Here is a 17,652-nt window from a genome sequence, read left to right as displayed (position 1 = left end):
CGGGGATTCAAAATGCGACGCACTGACTTGCGCGTTACTCCGTTCAACGAGATGCTCATTTGCCGGCAGCAAACCATCGTTTGGCGGGAGCAAACCTTCGTTTGGCAACAGCAAACCATCGTTTGACGGGAGCAAACGATGAAAAGCCGAAAAGCGAACGCTTGTGAGCGCACTGCGATGGTGTTGAAGGCGGACTTAGGCCGCGCCAACGCTTGCAGGCTTACAACTTTTTTGGAACAAAAGAAAGCGGGGCTGCATTATATGCTACCCCGCTTTACTATATGAGAATGAAAAAGAAATTACTCGCCGGCTTCTGCCTTGGCGTTCTTAATCATTTCTTTACTCGGCATTACGTAAACTTCTACGCGGCGGTTTTGCTCGCGACCCGTACTTGAATCATTTGAAGCTACAGGGTTGCTCTCGCCGAAGCCTTTTACTTCTTTCATTTGTGAAGATGAGATACCATTGGAACGCAGGTAGCTGCTTACGCTATTAGCGCGTTGCTCTGAAAGCACTTGGTTCTTATTCATGCTCTCTGATGCTGAAGCGCCGCGCCATCCTTGATTGTCCGTGTAGCCATAGACGTAAAGATCCATATCTGATGTCAGATTCTTAGCAAATGTAGCCAAATCGTTGCGAGCTGAAGAGCTCAACACATCCTGTCCCGTCTGGAATAAGAGTCCTGAGGGGAAAGTAACCTTTACGTAAGTAAGTCCGGTCTTATCATCCTTGATTACTTCAGCCTCGGCATTGGCTCTGCGAGCTGCTTCACGCGCCTTATCCATCTTATTGCCGATCAAAATACCGGCACCCGCACCTACAGCAGCACCAATGGCGCCACCAATAGCTGCTCCTTTGCCCTTACCGGCAATGCCACCGATGATTGCACCAAGCGCAGCACCACCACCGCCACCGATTAGTCCGCCCTTGGCCTTATTTGACATATCACAGCCGCTAAACAGAAGCGCTGCACATAAACATAAAACTGAAACTTTCATCTTCATTTCCAAATCTTTTTGTATTTAACAGGCCGCAAAGATAGAGCAAAGGACGATTAAATGCAAATTTGTCAAACAAATAATCAAGCTACTTTATTTTTTATAGTCTTTCAGAACACTTTTACAGCGGTTTTTGTGCAGAATAAACCTTAGGAACGCCTTATATGAATGGAAATTGCTAACTTCGCGGTCAAAATAAATTAGAAAGAATCAATGGCGAAAGAACTCAAAGATTTGACGAAAAGAAGTGTGGACTACTCCCGCTGGTATAACGAATTGGTTGTAAAGGCCGAATTGGCAGAGCAATCCGACGTGCGCGGCTGTATGGTAATAAAACCTTACGGCTATGCAATATGGGAACGCATTCAACAGAGTATGGACGCGCGCTTTAAGGATGTGGGCGTGCAAAATGTGTATTTCCCATTATTGATTCCAAAATCTTTTCTCTCGAAAGAGGCTGAACACGTTGAGGGCTTCGCTAAGGAATGTGCCGTTGTGACGCACTATCGCTTGAAGACGAACGCTGAGAAAACGGGCGTAGTTGTTGATCCCGAAGCCAAACTCGACGAAGAGTTGATTATACGTCCTACATCTGAAACGATGTTTTGGAATACGTACCGCAAATGGATTCATTCTTGGCGAGATCTGCCCGTCATTTGTAACCAGTGGTGCAACGTTATGCGTTGGGAAATGCGAACGCGCCTGTTCTTGCGCACTTCTGAGTTTCTTTGGCAAGAAGGACACACAGCTCACGCGACGCGCGAAGAGGCTGACCAGCGCGCACGGCAGATGCTCGACGTTTATGCCGACTGCGTAGAAAACGTTATGGCCGTCCCCGTAGTACGCGGAATGAAGAGCGCTACTGAACGCTTTGCAGGTGCTGTACAGACTTACACGATTGAGGCAATGATGCAAGATGGCAAGGCATTACAAAACGGCACGAGCCACTTCTTAGGGCAAAACTTCGCAAAGGCTTTTGGCGTACAATATGTCGATAAAGACAATCAGTTGCAATACCCGTGGGCTACGAGTTTTGGCGTATCAACCCGTATGATGGGCGCTTTGATTATGACGCACTCTGACGACAACGGTCTCGTGCTTCCACCTCACCTTGCTCCAATTCAAGTGGTCATCGTACCGATATATAAGAATAACGAGGAACTTCAAAAGCTCGACGAGCGCTTGGAGGCGATCGCTTCAACGCTTCGCGGCAAAGGTATCCGCGTAAAATATGATAACGCAGACAATAAACGCCCGGGCTTCAAGTTTGCCGACTACGAATTAAAGGGCGTACCAGTGCGCTTGGTAATGGGCGGGCGCGACCTGCAAAACGGTACCATCGAACTGATGCGCCGCGATACGCTCGAAAAAGAGACCTTGCAGGTCGAAGGTATCGAAGAATATGTAGAGAAACTCTTGGAAGAGATTCAGCAGCATATGTTTCATAAGGCTTCAAAATTCCGCGATGAGCGCATTTTCCCCTGCGACAACTACGACGACTTTAAGAAGCGCGTAAAAGATGGAGGCTTCTTCCTTTGTCCTTGGGATGGAACTGAAGAAACTGAGGCGAAAATTAAAGAAGAAACGCAGGCCACAATCCGCTGTATTCCTTTCAATGTAGACCAAACAAATCCGGGCATTGATATGGTCTCCGGCAAACCTGCTAAACACAAAGTAATCATCGCCAGAGCTTACTAATCGTTTTGATAGCTGTAGATCAACTGGCAGTAATGTTCGGTGCAACTCCGCTATTCACCAACGTCTGCTTTAATATAAACAAGAAGGATCGTATCGCGCTGGTCGGAAAGAACGGGGCGGGCAAGTCTACATTGCTAAAGATTCTATCCGGCAGCCAAAAAGCGTCGAGCGGCAGCGTTGCTATTGAAAAAGAAGCAACGATAGGCTACTTGCCGCAAGTGATGGTGCTTAGCGATGACCACACCGTCATTGAGGAGACCGAGAAAGCCTTTGCCGATATCCGCGACCTGCAGCAGCGCATAGAGCGAGAAAACCAAGAGCTCGCTAATCGGGACGATTATGAAAGCCAGGATTACTTAGAACTCGTAGAACGCTTTGCCCGCGATAACGATCGCTTTCAGCTAATGGGGGGCTTAAATTATCGTGCCCAAATGGAGCGCACACTTTTAGGTTTGGGCTTTGTGCACGAAGACTTCAACCGACCCACAAAAGAGTTTAGCGGCGGCTGGCGTATGCGCATAGAGTTGGCGAAAATTTTGCTTCGCAGTCCGGACATCTTATTATTAGATGAGCCGACCAACCACTTGGACATCGAAAGCATTCGCTGGCTGGAGCAATTCCTGCAACACAGTGCAAGTGCCGTAGTCTTGGTAAGTCACGACCGCGCTTTCTTAAATAATGTCACGAACCGCACGATCGAAATCTCTTGCGGACGCATCGCTGACTACAAGGCAAAATATGACGACTTTGTCCGGCTGCGCGAAGAGCGCCGCGAACAGCAATTGCGAGCGTATGAAAACCAGCAAAAAGAAATTGCTGACATCAAAGATTTCATAGAACGCTTCCGCTATAAGCCTACAAAAGCCGTACAAGTACAAAGTCGCATCAAGCAATTGGAAAAGATTGTGCCGATTGTCGTTGATGAAGTTGATCGATCAAGCTTACATTTAAAGTTTCCGCCTTGCAGCCGCACCGGCGACTACCCGCTAATCTGCGAAGATCTGCGAAAAGATTATGGTTCCCACTGCGTTTTCCACGATGTCAACCTAACGCTGAAGCGCGGAGAGAAAGTCGCATTCGTAGGAAAGAACGGTGCGGGCAAATCAACCTTGGTAAAATGCATCATGGGAGAGATACCTTATACAGGACATCTCAAACTCGGGCACAACGTAGCCATTGGTTATTACGCACAAAACCAAGCGCAACTTTTAGATGAGAACCTGACGGTTTTTGATACGATCGACAGCGTAGCCAAAGGGGATATTCGCTTAAAGATTCGCGATATTCTCGGCGCCTTTATGTTTGGCGGCGAAGCTTCAGATAAGAAGGTAAAAGTGCTGTCGGGCGGTGAACGTAGCAGGTTAGCTATGATACGCCTCTTGCTTGAGCCGGTAAATTTCTTAATCTTAGATGAGCCGACCAACCACTTGGATATGCGCACCAAAGACGTATTGAAAGAAGCCATACAAGCATTTGATGGCACAGTAATCTTGGTGAGCCACGACCGCGACTTCCTCGATGGTCTCGTCACAAAGGTTTACGAATTCGGCGATGGACTTGTGCGCGAACACTTAGGCGGCATTTACGACTTCTTGCAAAAGAAGGAACTGCAAGACTTGAAGAGTTTGGAAGCTGCACCGACGCAAAGCGCCGCAAACGCCGATGCGCCCCGACAAGCACAAGGCAAGCTCTCCTACGAAGAGCAAAAAGAGCAAGCGCGTCAGTTGCGCAAAGTAGAAAAAGAGGTAAAAGAAAAAGAAGAGGCCATCTCACGAATCGAAGCAACTTTGCAAGATTTAGAGCTGCAGATGTCCACTCCGGGAGGAGCGACCGACGCGGCACTAATTTCACAATATGCTTCACTGCAAAAAGAGTTGGAACAGACCATGGCCGATTGGGAAGCAGCAGCCTCTCGCTTAGAAGAAATGCAATCAAAATAACATTTAATATATATATGACTATGAGAATTAAAACAATGCTACCAATGTTCTCGTTAATGGCTGCCTCAGCTTTCGGGCAACAGACCATTTCGGGCATTAGCAAGCAAAACATGGACCTTAGCGCAAAGCCCGGTAAGGACTTCTACGAGTATTCCGCAGGCGGTTGGATGAAAGCTCATCCCCTCACACCTGAATACACGCGCTTCGGGCAATTTGATCAGCTCCACGAGAATAATCAAGCGCAAGTAAGAGAGCTAATCGAGGATTTGGCCAAGCATCCGCAAGCAAAAGGCACGTTAGGCCAAAAGATCGGCAGTCTTTACAACTTAGCGATGGACAGCGTTCGCCGCAATCGCGAAGGCATCGCACCGCTGCGCCCGGTTTTGGCAAAGGTACGCGACATTAAGAACAAGAAAGACTACCAATTAGTCGTAGCACAGTTAGACCGCAAAGGCGCTGCTGCGATGATGTTCGATTTCGGCATCAGTGCAGATATTCGCAATGCGGCAATGAACCTCGTCAACATCAGCCAGGGCGGCATCTCTTTAGGAGAACGCGATTACTACCTGAATGACGACTCCACTACGGTAAAGGTGCGCAATGCTTACAAAGCATATATCAAGAAACTCTTTACGATGGTTGGCGACGATCAATCGACTGCTGAAAAGAAGATGCAAGCCGTCATGGCCATAGAAACGCAGATTGCCAAAGCCTCATATAGCGCTACGCAACTGCGCGACGTAGAAGGCAACTACCACAAAATGTCCTATGCCCAATTGCTCAAAGACTTCCCCGGCATCGATTGGGAAGCTACGAGAACGGCCTTAGGTTTCCCCGCCTTCCAAGATGTTACGGTCAACCAAATCGAGCCTTTACATGAAGTAGAGAAGATTTTGAACGACTATACTCTGGACGACTTGAAAGCTTACGCAGAATTCAAGGTGATCGACGCCGCAGCCAACGCCTTAGACGACAACTTCCGCGCTGCATCCTTTGATTTCTATTCAAAGACAATGAGTGGCGCACAGCAGGATCGTCCGCGCTGGAAGCGTGCAGTAGGCGTAGTCAACGGCGTATTAGGTATGGCTGTGGGCAAGATGTATGTAGAAAAATACTTCCCTGAAGCAGCCAAGAAGCGTATGCTGGAATTGGTGCGAAACCTGCAAGTAGCACTCGGCGAACGGATCAAGGCTTTGAAATGGATGAGTCCGGCCACCAAGGAGCAGGCTATCGACAAGCTGAATAACTTCTACGTGAAGGTCGGCTATCCTGATACTTGGCGCGACTACTCTGCGCTGCAGATCGACGAATCTTTGTCTTTCTACGAGAACTTAAGCCGCGCTTCCGAGTTTAATACGGATGACGTTATCCGCCGCAAGGCCAACAAACCAACGGATAAGACCGAATGGTTGATGACGCCGCAAACGATCAATGCTTACTACAACCCGACGACCAACGAGATCTGCTTCCCGGCAGCTATCCTGCAGCCGCCGTTCTTCAACATTGAGGCTGACGATGCGACCAACTACGGCGCCATCGGCGTGGTTATCGGTCACGAAATGACGCACGGCTTCGACGATCAAGGCGCACAATTCGACAAGACCGGAAATCTGCGCAACTGGTGGACGGAAGCTGATAAGAAGAATTTTGAAAAGCGCACGAAAGTGATGGAAGATTTCTTCAACAAAATTGAAGTGCTCCCGGGTATGATGGCTAACGGCAAACTGACCTTAGGCGAAAACATCGCCGACAACGGTGGTTTGAACGTGGCATATCAAGCATTGCAAAACACGATGAAGACGAAGAAAGGCGAAACGCTGGAAGGCTTCACACCGGAGCAGCGCTTCTTCCTCTCATTTGGCTTGATCTGGGCACAAAACATTCGTCCCGAGCAGCTGAGAATGCTCAACAAGATGGACCCGCACGCTCCGGCACGCTGGCGCGTCAATGCTGCGCTTCCGCAAATCGATGCGTGGTACAAGGCCTTCAATATTACGTCCAAGGATCCGCTCTTTGTTCCTAAAGCAAAGCGTGTAGACGTTTGGTAACGACTGACTAAAAAACAACGGGCAGCGCTTTATTTCTCGCTCGCCCTTCACCTACTCCGACCGGCAGCAAACAAACTGTCGGCCGGAGTTTTATTATAGCAGCTTTACGCTTAATCGGCTCATCTATTGCCGGATGAAAAATCCAATCCTCTTCGTTTTCACCCCACGCATATAAGCATTTTCACCCGCAAGACTTGAACGGCAAACATTCTCTCACCAAGCCGCGCAAGAGACTTTTGTTTCCGACTAACAATAACTAAAAAATACGGCCTCATCTCTCATTTTCACAAAATCACCTTTTGATTTTTCACGCCAAAGGCTGCATATTCTCACTTTTTCATCGTGACGAAAAATATGTACCATCGTGATGAAAAGAGTCTGCGCTCGTGATAAAAACTGCTTCACCTCACGAGACAAAAACTCCCAATCGGATCATTGACGCAGCAGATTACGACTTAAGCGATTGTTTTCCTTGCTCTTATCTCATCAAAACAGGGCCACATTTTCTGTCGGTTTGAGATGGTTTTGTTCGTACACAACAACCTCGCTTCTTTCTCAACGATCAGCAAAAGCAAAGGCGGTCAAAGGTGCTAAAGGCAGACACTTTTCTTTCAATCAAACTGCCCGGCACTACTCCCAACCACACCTACGAGGACCTCGAAAAGAAGGCACCGGCCTCCATCGAAAAAAATATTGGCCTGCAAGCGTTTTTTCGCAAATAAAATCAGCCTACAGCCATCTTTATACAGAGTTTTTTATGCAACTTTGCATAGCTTCTGACTGGAATTATCAACAGTTTATAGGCAAAAAAAGCGAATAAACCATGAGATTAAGCGAACTACATACCGGTGAGCGCGGCGTCATTGTCAAAGTGTTTGGCCACGGCGGTTTCCGTAAGCGCATTGTAGAGATGGGATTTATCAAAGGCAAAACTGTGCGCGTCATTCTCAACGCTCCACTCCGTGATCCTATCGAATATGAGGTGATGGACTACAAGATTTCCTTGCGCCGCAGCGAGGCAGCCCTGATCGAGGTTATCGGCGAGGAGGAAGCCTTAGCCAAAGCACAGCAGGAGGCGCCAGAAAACAGAATGCCGCTCCACCCTACGGCTGAAGAAGAAGCCGAGTTGCAGCAGCGCCTCTTACACAAGATGGAGAAAATGGCCGACGAGAAACGACGCACGATCTACGTTGCCTTGCTTGGCAATCCGAATTGCGGCAAGACTTCGCTGTTTAACATTGCCAGCGGAGCGCACGAGCACGTTGGCAACTACAGTGGCGTGACGGTCGGAGCAAAAGACGGCTTCTTCGACTTCACGGCGAAGAACGGCAACACGTATCATTTCAGAATAGTCGACCTGCCCGGCACTTACTCGCTATCAACTTATAGTCCGGAGGAACTATACGTGCGCAAACAGCTGATAGAAGAGACGCCGGACGTGATTGTTAACGTCATAGATGCATCGAACCTGGAGCGAAATCTCTACCTGACGACCCAACTGATTGATATGAACCTTCCGCTCGTCTGCGCACTGAATATGTATGACGAATTAGAGGCACGCGGCGATCAATTGGACCATCATACGCTGGGCATATTGCTGGGTACGCCAATGATTCCCACGGTATGCCGCACGGGAAGAGGGATAGAAGAATTGTTTGAGAAAGTTATCGCTGTCTATGATGGTAATAATCCGAAAATATCTCGACACATTCATATCAATCATGGACCAGAACTGGAGAGTAGCATTGACAAAATAAAAGCAGCTTTTCAACGCAATGACCGGATACGCTACAAATATTCTACGCGTTACTTAGCTATTAAATGCTTAGAGGGAGATAAGGAGGTCGATAGCTTGATTGACAAGCTACCCAACCACGACGAAATTATCTCCATACGCTATGCCGAGCAACAACGCTTGCAAAAAGAATTGGGAGAATCGGCCGAGTCGGCACTGATTGACGCCAAATATGGTTTTATTCAAGGCGCACTGCGCGAAACGTTTCACCCGGCAAAACGCAGCGAAGAGCCCACGCTCACGGATCGCATCGATCGTATCGTGACCCACCGCATTTGGGGCTTCCCCATCTTCTTTGCCCTGCTCTTTTTAATGTTTGAGGCAACGTTTACTTTAGGCCAGTACCCGATGGACTGGTTGCAGTGGCTCGTAGATCGTATCGGCGAGTTTGTGTCAGGAAACATGGCGCCCGGCACTTTGCGCGACTTGCTCGTCGATGGTATCATTGGCGGTGTGGGAGCTGTGATCGTCTTCTTACCCAACATTCTTATTCTCTATACTTTTATTTCGCTGCTCGAAGATTCAGGCTATATGGCGCGTGCGGCCTTTATTATGGATCGACTAATGCACCATATGGGACTGCACGGCAAGAGTTTCATTCCGATGATTATGGGCTTTGGCTGCAATGTGCCTGCCGTCATCGCCACACGCACGATTGAAAATCCTAAAAGCCGGCTCATTACGATGCTGGTTATTCCTATGATGTCCTGCTCGGCGCGTATTCCGATTTATATTCTGCTCATTGGTACGTTTTTCCCACATCATGCGGCTTTCGTTCTCTTAGGCTTGTACGCTTTAGGCATATTCATGGCGGTTGTAATGGCGAAGTTGTTCAGCAAAGTTTTGCTGAAAGGCGTGGATTTGCCTTTTGTGATGGAACTTCCGCCTTATCGCCTCCCTGCCGCTAAGAGCATCGGCCGCCATACGTGGGAAAAAGGCCGCCAATATTTGCGAAAAATGGGGCATATCATCTTAGTGGCTTCCATTATTATCTGGTTTTTAGGTTATTTCCCCCGCCCTGCTGAAACGCCGACGCAATCTCCGCAACCGACAGCAAGCACTCAGCAAACGGCACAGCCTTCTGCTGAGGTCGCAGCACCGCAAATGTCTTACTTAGAGCAGGCGGGACGCCTCATCGGTCCGATTATGTCCCCCTTAGGCTTCGATTGGAGAATGAATGTCGGCATCTTGTCCGGCGTTAGTGCAAAAGAACTCGTCGTCTCTACGATGGGCGTAATGTACGCCGGCGAGAAAATCGACGACGCAGACGCTGCCGGTCACGACACACACTTACAAAGCGCCATCGCGCGCTCACTTTCGCCGGCCTCAGCGCTCTCTTATTTAGTATTTATCCTGCTTTATTTCCCCTGCATTGCAACAGTGACTGCTATCAAAAACGAAACCGGGCATTGGAAGTGGGCAATATTTACTGTTTGTTACACAACCGGCCTCGCCTATGCCGTTTCATTTATCGTCTATCGCTTGGCTTTGCTTTTCTTATAAACCAGTAGCCACATTTTATAAAGAAGCGACGCACGCATCATCACGATTGCGTGCGCCGCTTTCTTGCAGAAAGCATAAAAGAAAGGCAACCAAGCACTTCTTACTCAGCTGCCCTTTCGCTCTCATTAGTTGATTAGCAATTAAGGTAAAAAGATTGCATCAGGTCACGTGGTAAAAATACAATCTTCCCTTTATATTGCCAAATAATGATCGAACTTTTTTAATCAAAATAAATTAGAAATCAGATACGCTCCAATACGCGTTCGATCAATAGCTCAATACTGTTTTTATAGTTCGGATTCGCCCGTCCGGCCAAGCGGTTTGCAATCACCATACAGCAGGTCATTGCCTTATGGCCCATTAAGCGTGCGAGACCGGCTAAGGCACTGCTCTCCATTTCAAAGTTTGTAATGCGCAAGCCGTCATATTCAAAATGCATAATCTTCTCATTCTGATTGCTGTCGGCAAGCGGAATGCGCAACTCGCGCCCTTGCGGACCGAAGAAACCGCCGCAAGCAATCGTCACGCCGCGCACCATATCTTCTGACGCAACACGCTCGATCAGTTCCTTATCAGCATCGATGATATATGGGTGAGCGATACACTGCGCTCCTTTCCAACCCATATGCTGCACGAAGGCTTTCTCCATCGCCAAGTCGCAAGCCTCGTCGCGTCCGGCATAGAAGTTGAGCAGGCCATCAAAACCTATACTCTTCACGCTTGCGACAAAAGTGCCCTCAGGCGTATTCGGTTGCAAGCCGCCGCACGTCCCAATCCGCACAAGCTCCAATTGACGCAATTGCGGTTTCACCGTGCGCGTTTCAAAGTCAATATTAGCCAGCGCGTCCAGTTCGTTTAATACAATATCTATATTATCACATCCAATGCCCGTAGAGACAACCGTTATTCGCTTGTTTTGAAAGCGCCCTGTAATGGTTCTGAATTCTCGGCTTTGCACATCACACTCCTTTTCATCAAAGAAGCTCGCCACCATTGGCACGCGGCCGGGGTCGCCTACTAAGATCACTTTATCAGCCAACTGCTCCGGCTTCAGATGTAAGTGGAATACGCTGCCATCACTATTGATAATCAATTCTGAAGGTTCAAAATAACTTTTCATATCTTTTTCTTTCCAAACAAGATTATTTTAATTCCAATGCTCGCATACGCACCGCAGCGGCCGAAGCCTTTGCTTGCAGTGCAGCCTGCTCTTGCTCTAAGCGGAGAATCTCCTCGCCGCCCGTTTTTTGCTTTGCATAAACGCGCCGAAGTTCGTCAAGTTGTTCGCCGACAGCTTGTAAGCGCTGCGATGCATCCCACCATTCTTTTGCTGCCTTGCGAGCTTCAGTATGGCGAAACTCATCCAGCGAGTGGTAGACCGTGTTATCATTGATAATAAACACGTTGCTCTTATCCTCACGCTTACTTTCCTGCTTGTTTTTCGCATAATCAGCGGCCAATTGGCGGCGTTCTTCCGGCGAAATCTGCGAAAGCTCCAGCGGCATCAGCATAGCCAATTGGCGCAAAGTATTTTTAGGGGTCGAGGCATCGTAAACTTCGCGATTATCATTCGGAATAAAAGAGTAAATACACAACTTATCAACCGGCTGATAACGATCGGAGACAAACCAACCCATATTATTCGCCCGATCAATGACCATCAAGAAATCGTTGGCCGGCGAATTAAAAGGCATACCCAGATTCTGGGGCTTCAAAAAGGCTTTGGCATCTGCATCATAGCGTGTTTGGAAGAGGTCATAGCCGCCCAAACTCTCTGCGCCATCTGCTGCGAAGTAGAGGGTCACGCCATCTGGATCCATAAAAGGGAAATCTTCGTTCCGCTCCTGCAGCGCAAAACCCGGCAAAAGTGATGGTTCTCCCCATTTCTGTCCAAAACGATTGGCCACATATAAGCGCAGGTTTTCCGTCGTATCGGCCATGGCGAAATAAGCCCTGTCGCCCCAGTCGTTAATATAAGCAGCTTCGCCGACACGCTTAGCCGTCAGTCCAAGCGCAACAGCCAAGGTCTGCGCCGCTTGTAGTTTTCCCAAACCTTTTCGTAATTGTGGAATAGGAATGCTACCGCGATCAACGACCAAACTGTCAATAATCCGAACTTTCTCCGTAGCCGACAGCATTATAGCGCCTAAACGGGCACGACTTAGCGCCTGCTCCAACTGTATAGTAGTTTTTTTCTGACGTTTAGCCGTTGCTATTTGATGCTGCAAACTGCTAATAGCCTCATCAAAGCGGTAAGTGCGAATGAGCGTTTCCGCATCTACGTTTTTTTCTGCGACCTTCGATGCCGGACGATCCTTTTCCCCTGTTCGTCGTTGCGCTTCTGCAGTTTGCGAGAGCATAAGCAAGGGTAATAAGAATGCTAAATATCTTGCGTACATATTTATTGCTGCGTAAATAACGTAGCAGCAAAGTTACGTAAATCTTTTTACTCACCGAGTCAGTCGCACGGCTTTTAGGCCAAAGTCTATGCTTCTTTATCTACTCAATGACAATCGCAGGACATCAACTGATTCGAGGACATTGCAACAACTGTCAACTAACTGTGTAGTTAAGAAAAGACTGCGACAAGCCTAGCTGAATTTAACAAATAAACTTGTCAAAGAAGGATGAAATTAAGAACCAAAGTTGTCAACTAATTCTAGGACATTACAACTGCTGCAATGAGTACGTCGACAAACTCAAATCTCTTGGAATACAAATAAGTATGACGCAAAGCGGAGACCCATTGCACAACGCCCTGGCCGAGAGGATGAACAATACGCTCAAGAACGGATGGCTCTTCAGTACAGAAGACAAAAGTCTGCAGCAGGTCAGGCGCCTCACAAAGAAAGCCATCGACCTGTACAACACGTTCAGACCGCATCAGAGTCTGCAGATGAGAACGCCAATGGAAGAAGTCGGAAGGTTGACGGCATAACTTCCTCGGCACACATTATTAAGTCCAACAATAAAAGAAGGAGGCAGAAACAACCGCAACAAGAAAATAAAAGAGTAATTTTGCAATTAGAAGACAACTGTCAACTAACTATGTAGTTAAGAAAAGACTACGACAAGCGTATTTGAACTTAGCAAATAAACTTGTCAAAGAAGAATTAAATTAAGAACCAAAGTTGTCAACTAATTCTAGGACATTACAGACGCATTATGACCTCAAAAATTTCCCTACGTGGGAAAATAAATTCCCATAGGTGGAAATTTTAATTCCCTTAAGTGGGAAATTTACTCCCCATAGGTGGGAATTTTTACAACAAGTAGTAAACTGTTGCCTGAACCGCCGCGCGTGCTAAGACAGCTAAGAGGTGTAACTGCAAAAAAGCAGTCGTGAAAACTCATGAGGGGAAACTTTAAAAGCCCTACCCTAAGGGCTTGCTATCTCCCAACACATTATGACAGTATTGTCGCTTCGCTCCAACGCTCGTCCAGCCAAAAGGCCAAGCCTAAGAGCTTGTGGGAACTTAAGCGTGCCTTGCCGCTTAAGCTTGCCAATCACGATTTATCTTTTTATCATACAGCTATACGAGATGATTTACACTTAGTAAATTTAAGGTGCTTTGCTACTTCTATGAGTTTACACCTCCCCAAAAGTTTTATATACAGATTTACAACAAAAAAAGAGGAAATGATGGCTGATTGCTGAATATTTCGTTACATTCGCAAGCTCTATCATAAAATTATTTAGCAAACAAACGCTATCCACACTTCTTCAGATGAAGAACAGAGGCTGCGACAACTCACTATCCGCTTGATAAGTTCGGGCTTGCTTCTGCCCTTGCAGCCTTCACGCCCGGTCTACTTGTTAGAACTCTCTTCCTATTGCAATAATCTAAAAACAAATAATTATGAGAAAGTTACTTTTATCCCTATTTTTGCTGATATCTGTTGGGATAAATGCGAAAGACTATAAGGTAAGTACAGCACTTGATTTCATCAAAGCATTGAAGCCTAATCGAACTGTTATAGTCCAAGGTATCATCAATCTGTCGGATGTTCTTGAGAACGATTACATCTGTGAGCAACTGGGCATAGAAGCATACGACGATGACCTCGAACCCAAGTCTACATTGCTACGAAGAGAAGAATACGATGGCCATATGCTGATCATCAACAAAGTGAAAAACCTCACCATAAAAGGCGAAGACGGAGCTGCGATTATGGTATCCCCACGCTATGCCTACCCACTCAGTTTCCGAATGTGTAAGGACATTAAATTGATCAACTTCACGGCAGGACATACCGATGAGGGGTATTGTACCGGCGGCGTATTGAAATTCGAGCTATGTCAAAATATAGAGATTGAGCGCTGCGACCTCTTCGGATGCGGTATTGAGGGCATCACGGCCGTAGGAACGACAAACCTTGTCTGCAAAAAGAGTATTATCCGCGATTGTACTTACAGCATTATGGCACTGCGTAACTGTTCAAATACAACCTTTGAGGATTGTGACTTCTACCGCTGCCGCGAGCTTACGATGATCCCAGTCTTAAAATGCACAAATACGAATTTTATCAGATGTCGCATATCACAGAACCGAGGAACGCTTTTCGGCTTATATTATAGCGAGATAACACTGAATGAGTGCGAGATTCATCACGTTGGCCCTATCGGCAATATAAACATCAACGACTACCCTACCACGAAGTTCTTCCAAGACGAAGATGCGCTTGAAGGTCGCGGCTTCGGACCTACCGGACGCCCGAACTTGAGAGCAAGCATAGAGGATGATGAGACGGAAGAGTGTGAAGATGGAGAGGAAAGAATAGAAGATGATGATTTTTATGCCCTTTGGGATGCTAATGAGGTTGAAAAAAATCATCGCAAAGCTTTTGGTAATACTTTGGAAGACTACTGGGGCAGTACAGAGATTAGTTTGCCTCAATCGGAAGGTGCACCCAATATCTTCAACCTGACACTTGCTTTCTGCAAACAATGGACGGGTAATGATGAAGACCCACGGAGAATCTTTTTTGAATACGCTACGGGCAAACGCTCTATGAAGGAAGACGGGGAGGATATTTTTAATGTTAGCGGCACAAAAGGTTTTTTTGGAGATGGTTGTGCGATCGGTTATAATATAAAAGATGGATGGCTTGCATCATACAACACAAAGCAGATGAAAAACCTTGAGGCCGCCATTTGGAATAGAAATGACAAACACAAGCTGTTGATTTTAATATTAGAGCAACCTGAGCGCGAAATGTCGGCGATGTGTTATTGCTATGACTATGACCCCGAGACCCGCAAACTACGCCCCCTGCCCGACATGAAAGAGTTTATCGAAATGAAGCATTATGGCTACATTATGCTGCCTAAGAAGGGAAAGGATATCACGCTCACCGTCTATGCTGCCGGAGAAGATGTCATATTCAAATGGAACGGCTATTCGTTTAATGTAAAAAAGGGGAAATAAGCTTGTGTGCCTTACAGGCATTGGCGTCCGTTCTGCTCTCAGTCATTGAGAGTAGAACGCAGGAAACTTGAAAAGCTTTGTACACAGATTTACGATAAAAGAAAAGGAAGATATTGCCTACTTCCATACATTTCACTACATTCGCAAGAAATATCATCTCTACATTTAGACAGCAAACGTTATTTACACATCTATTAAATAAAGAACAGAGACTGCACCCATCTTTCTCCAGGCGTAAACTTGAGGTCGCTTCAGTTCTCGCAGCAGTCAGCCTAGCTTTGGGGGCTATTTACCTATCTCTATTACAATAATCTAAAAAACAAATAACTATGAGAAAATTTCTTTTATCCTTTTTTTTGCTAATGGCTATCGGCCTAAATGCTAAAGACTATAAGGTAAGCACAGCCCTCGAATTTGTCAAAGCATTGGGTTCTAATCGCACCATTATAGTCGAGGGAGTCATCAATCTGTCGGATGTTCTTGAGAATGGTGACTTATGTAAGGAACTGGGTATGGAAGCAGCTGAATACGACATCGACACTAAGAGCATGCTGATAAGAAATTACGAAACAGATGGCCACATGCTGACCCTCAACAAGGTGAAAAACCTCACCATAAAAGGCAAAGATGGGGCTACTATTCTTATATCTCCACGCTATGCATACCCGCTCAGTTTCCTGAAGTGTAAGGGCATTAAGCTGATCAACTTCACAGCTGGGCATACCGACGAAGGGTATTGCACCGGCGGTGTATTGGAGTTTAAGCAGTGTGAAGATATAGAAATAGACCGCTGCGACCTCTTCGGGTGCGGTATTGAGGGCATCACGGCCACGAATACAAAGAATCTTGTTTGCAAAAAAAGTATCATCCGCGATTGCTCTTACAGCATTATGGAACTGCTCAACTGTGCAAATATGACCTTTGAGGATTGTGACTTCTATCGTTGTCGCGAGTTTACGATGATCTCGATTATGGACTGTACAAATTCCAATTTCACTCGGTGCCGTATATCACAGAATGAGGGAACGCTTTTCGGCTTAGATAATAGTGAGATAACACTGAATGAGTGCGAGATTCATCATATTGGAAAGATTGGTAACATAAATCTCAAGAAGTATCCAACAACAAAATTCTACAACGACAATGATGATCTTGAGGGACGCGGCTTCGGACCTACAGGACGCTCAAACATGAAAGCAAATAAAGAAGCAAGCGAAGATGGGTACAAAGGAGCGGGAAGTGATTGTGAATGTGGAGAAGAAGAAGAGGAATGGATTTCTGAGAATGTAGCAGAAAACCATCGCGCAGCATTTGGCAGTGCCTTGGAAGACTACTGGGGAGAAACACAGATAAGTCTGCCTCAATCAGAAGGTACGCCCAACATTTTCAACCTGACGCTTGCTTTCTGCAAACAGTGGATGGGCAATGACGGAGACCCACGAAAAATATTGGTTGAATATGCTACGGGCAAACGTACTATGAAGGTAGACACAGAGGAAACTTCGAATGTTACCGGCACAAAAGCTTTTTATGAAGATGATTGTTCGATCACCTACAACCTAAAAAAAGGATGGCTGTCATCCAACAACAGTGACCTGTCGAGAAATCTCGAAGCTGGAGTTTGGAATAGAAATAACGGACACAAACTGTTGATTGTGGTATTGGAACAACTAATGGGCGGAATGTCATCAAGATGCTATTGCTATGACTATGATCCGACAACACGTAAGTTGCGCCCCCTACCCGACTTAAAGAAGCTTATCGAGATGAAGCATATAGGCGCCATTCAACTGCCACGAAGAGGCAAGGATATCTATCTGAACTCAAACGTAGAGTCACCGAGCGAAAATATTGTATTTAAGTGGAACGGCTATTCGTTTAGTGTAAAAAAATAAAACAAATCCTGTCTTTTGCTTCCCTTTGCGTCTTTCTGATCGGAAATACTTAGCGCTGAACGAATACGATCAAAACGCGGAGTAGCAAAAGATAAGACGAAGATATTCAGATAAAAGTATTATTGCTGTCCGATAAACGTCAAAAAGAGTAGGAAAGACCGCCTCAATCGCTGAAACAATGCGGTTGAGGTTCTCTTTTTGGCATTCCAAGCCCCCTAATCAAAAAGCGAAGGCATTTGAGGGCTTTCGGCCGCTTCTTTCAGGCATGCTTCCCAATCTTTTTCGGGATGATTAAAGAGGCTGTAGAAATCCACATAGTACATCAGTGTTATCCTGACCATTGTGG

The 17,652-nt window shown here is 46.5% G+C and carries 10 protein-coding genes; 7 read left to right on the top strand and 3 right to left on the bottom strand.

Translation table 11 applies throughout. The features are described from left to right. Window positions 1–299: 299 nt before the first annotated feature. Window positions 300–1,004 (bottom strand): OmpA family protein, encoded by a 705-nt coding sequence (locus tag GCWU000325_RS01030; RefSeq protein ID WP_006254055.1) that lies wholly within the window; start codon window positions 1,002–1,004, stop codon window positions 300–302. A gap of 207 nt (window positions 1,005–1,211) precedes the next feature. On the opposite strand from GCWU000325_RS01030, the gene proS reads away from it, so the two are divergent. The 4 genes from proS to feoB all read left to right on the top strand — a co-directional run bounded on the left by proS (window position 1,212) and on the right by feoB (window position 9,982). Next, window positions 1,212–2,696: a proline--tRNA ligase gene (proS, locus tag GCWU000325_RS01025; RefSeq protein WP_006254054.1), complete on the top strand. Its 1,485-nt coding sequence runs from the start codon at window positions 1,212–1,214 to the stop codon at window positions 2,694–2,696. Between the two features lie 5 nt (window positions 2,697–2,701). Continuing rightward, a complete protein-coding gene (locus GCWU000325_RS01020) occupies window positions 2,702–4,636 on the top strand; it encodes an ABC-F family ATP-binding cassette domain-containing protein (RefSeq protein WP_040598728.1) in 1,935 nt (644 codons plus the stop codon). Between the two features lie 20 nt (window positions 4,637–4,656). Next, on the top strand, window positions 4,657–6,684 hold the full coding sequence (locus GCWU000325_RS01015; RefSeq protein WP_040599088.1) for a M13 family metallopeptidase: 2,028 nt from the start codon (window positions 4,657–4,659) through the stop codon (window positions 6,682–6,684). A gap of 823 nt (window positions 6,685–7,507) precedes the next feature. After that, window positions 7,508–9,982, top strand: coding sequence for a ferrous iron transport protein B (gene feoB / locus GCWU000325_RS01010; protein WP_006254049.1), 2,475 nt, complete (start codon window positions 7,508–7,510; stop codon window positions 9,980–9,982). A 241-nt stretch (window positions 9,983–10,223) separates the two neighbouring features. On the opposite strand, the gene GCWU000325_RS01005 is transcribed toward feoB, so the two are convergent. Next, on the bottom strand, window positions 10,224–11,102 hold the full coding sequence (locus tag GCWU000325_RS01005; protein WP_006254048.1) for a nucleoside phosphorylase: 879 nt from the start codon (window positions 11,100–11,102) through the stop codon (window positions 10,224–10,226). Window positions 11,103–11,124: 22 nt separating this feature from the next. Next, window positions 11,125–12,381, bottom strand: a complete 1,257-nt coding sequence (locus GCWU000325_RS01000) for a TolB-like translocation protein (RefSeq protein ID WP_006254047.1) — start codon at window positions 12,379–12,381, stop codon at window positions 11,125–11,127. A 215-nt stretch (window positions 12,382–12,596) separates the two neighbouring features. Here GCWU000325_RS01000 and GCWU000325_RS11125 point away from each other — a divergent pair, with 215 nt between their 5' ends. The 3 genes from GCWU000325_RS11125 to GCWU000325_RS00985 all read left to right on the top strand — a co-directional run bounded on the left by GCWU000325_RS11125 (window position 12,597) and on the right by GCWU000325_RS00985 (window position 17,306). Continuing rightward, a complete protein-coding gene (locus GCWU000325_RS11125; protein WP_006254045.1) occupies window positions 12,597–12,920 on the top strand; it encodes an integrase core domain-containing protein in 324 nt (107 codons plus the stop codon). 922 nt (window positions 12,921–13,842) lie between these two features. Further along, complete coding sequence (locus GCWU000325_RS00990; RefSeq protein ID WP_006254042.1) at window positions 13,843–15,411, top strand: right-handed parallel beta-helix repeat-containing protein; 1,569 nt, start codon at window positions 13,843–13,845, stop codon at window positions 15,409–15,411. Window positions 15,412–15,740: 329 nt separating this feature from the next. Next, a complete protein-coding gene (locus tag GCWU000325_RS00985) occupies window positions 15,741–17,306 on the top strand; it encodes a right-handed parallel beta-helix repeat-containing protein (protein WP_006254040.1) in 1,566 nt (521 codons plus the stop codon). The last annotated feature ends 346 nt before the right edge of the window (window positions 17,307–17,652 follow it).

Source organism: Alloprevotella tannerae ATCC 51259 (genome assembly GCF_000159995.1).
Lineage (GTDB): Bacteria > Bacteroidota > Bacteroidia > Bacteroidales > Bacteroidaceae > Alloprevotella > Alloprevotella tannerae.
Note: the sequence above shows the minus strand (reverse complement) of the source record. Positions and strands in the feature narration are given on the sequence as shown.

Excerpts from the sequence above, each read along its gene's own strand:
- GCWU000325_RS01030 (WP_006254055.1), bottom strand. The coding sequence starts at position 1,004 with ATGAAGATGAAAGTTTCAGTTTTATGTTTATGTGCAGCGCTTCTGTTT.
- proS (WP_006254054.1), top strand. The coding sequence starts at position 1,212 with ATGGCGAAAGAACTCAAAGATTTGACGAAAAGAAGTGTGGACTACTCC.
- GCWU000325_RS01015 (WP_040599088.1), top strand. The coding sequence starts at position 4,657 with ATGAGAATTAAAACAATGCTACCAATGTTCTCGTTAATGGCTGCCTCA.
- feoB (WP_006254049.1), top strand. The coding sequence starts at position 7,508 with ATGAGATTAAGCGAACTACATACCGGTGAGCGCGGCGTCATTGTCAAA.
- GCWU000325_RS01005 (WP_006254048.1), bottom strand. The coding sequence starts at position 11,102 with ATGAAAAGTTATTTTGAACCTTCAGAATTGATTATCAATAGTGATGGC.
- GCWU000325_RS01000 (WP_006254047.1), bottom strand. The coding sequence starts at position 12,381 with ATGTACGCAAGATATTTAGCATTCTTATTACCCTTGCTTATGCTCTCG.
- GCWU000325_RS00990 (WP_006254042.1), top strand. The coding sequence starts at position 13,843 with ATGAGAAAGTTACTTTTATCCCTATTTTTGCTGATATCTGTTGGGATA.
- GCWU000325_RS00985 (WP_006254040.1), top strand. The coding sequence starts at position 15,741 with ATGAGAAAATTTCTTTTATCCTTTTTTTTGCTAATGGCTATCGGCCTA.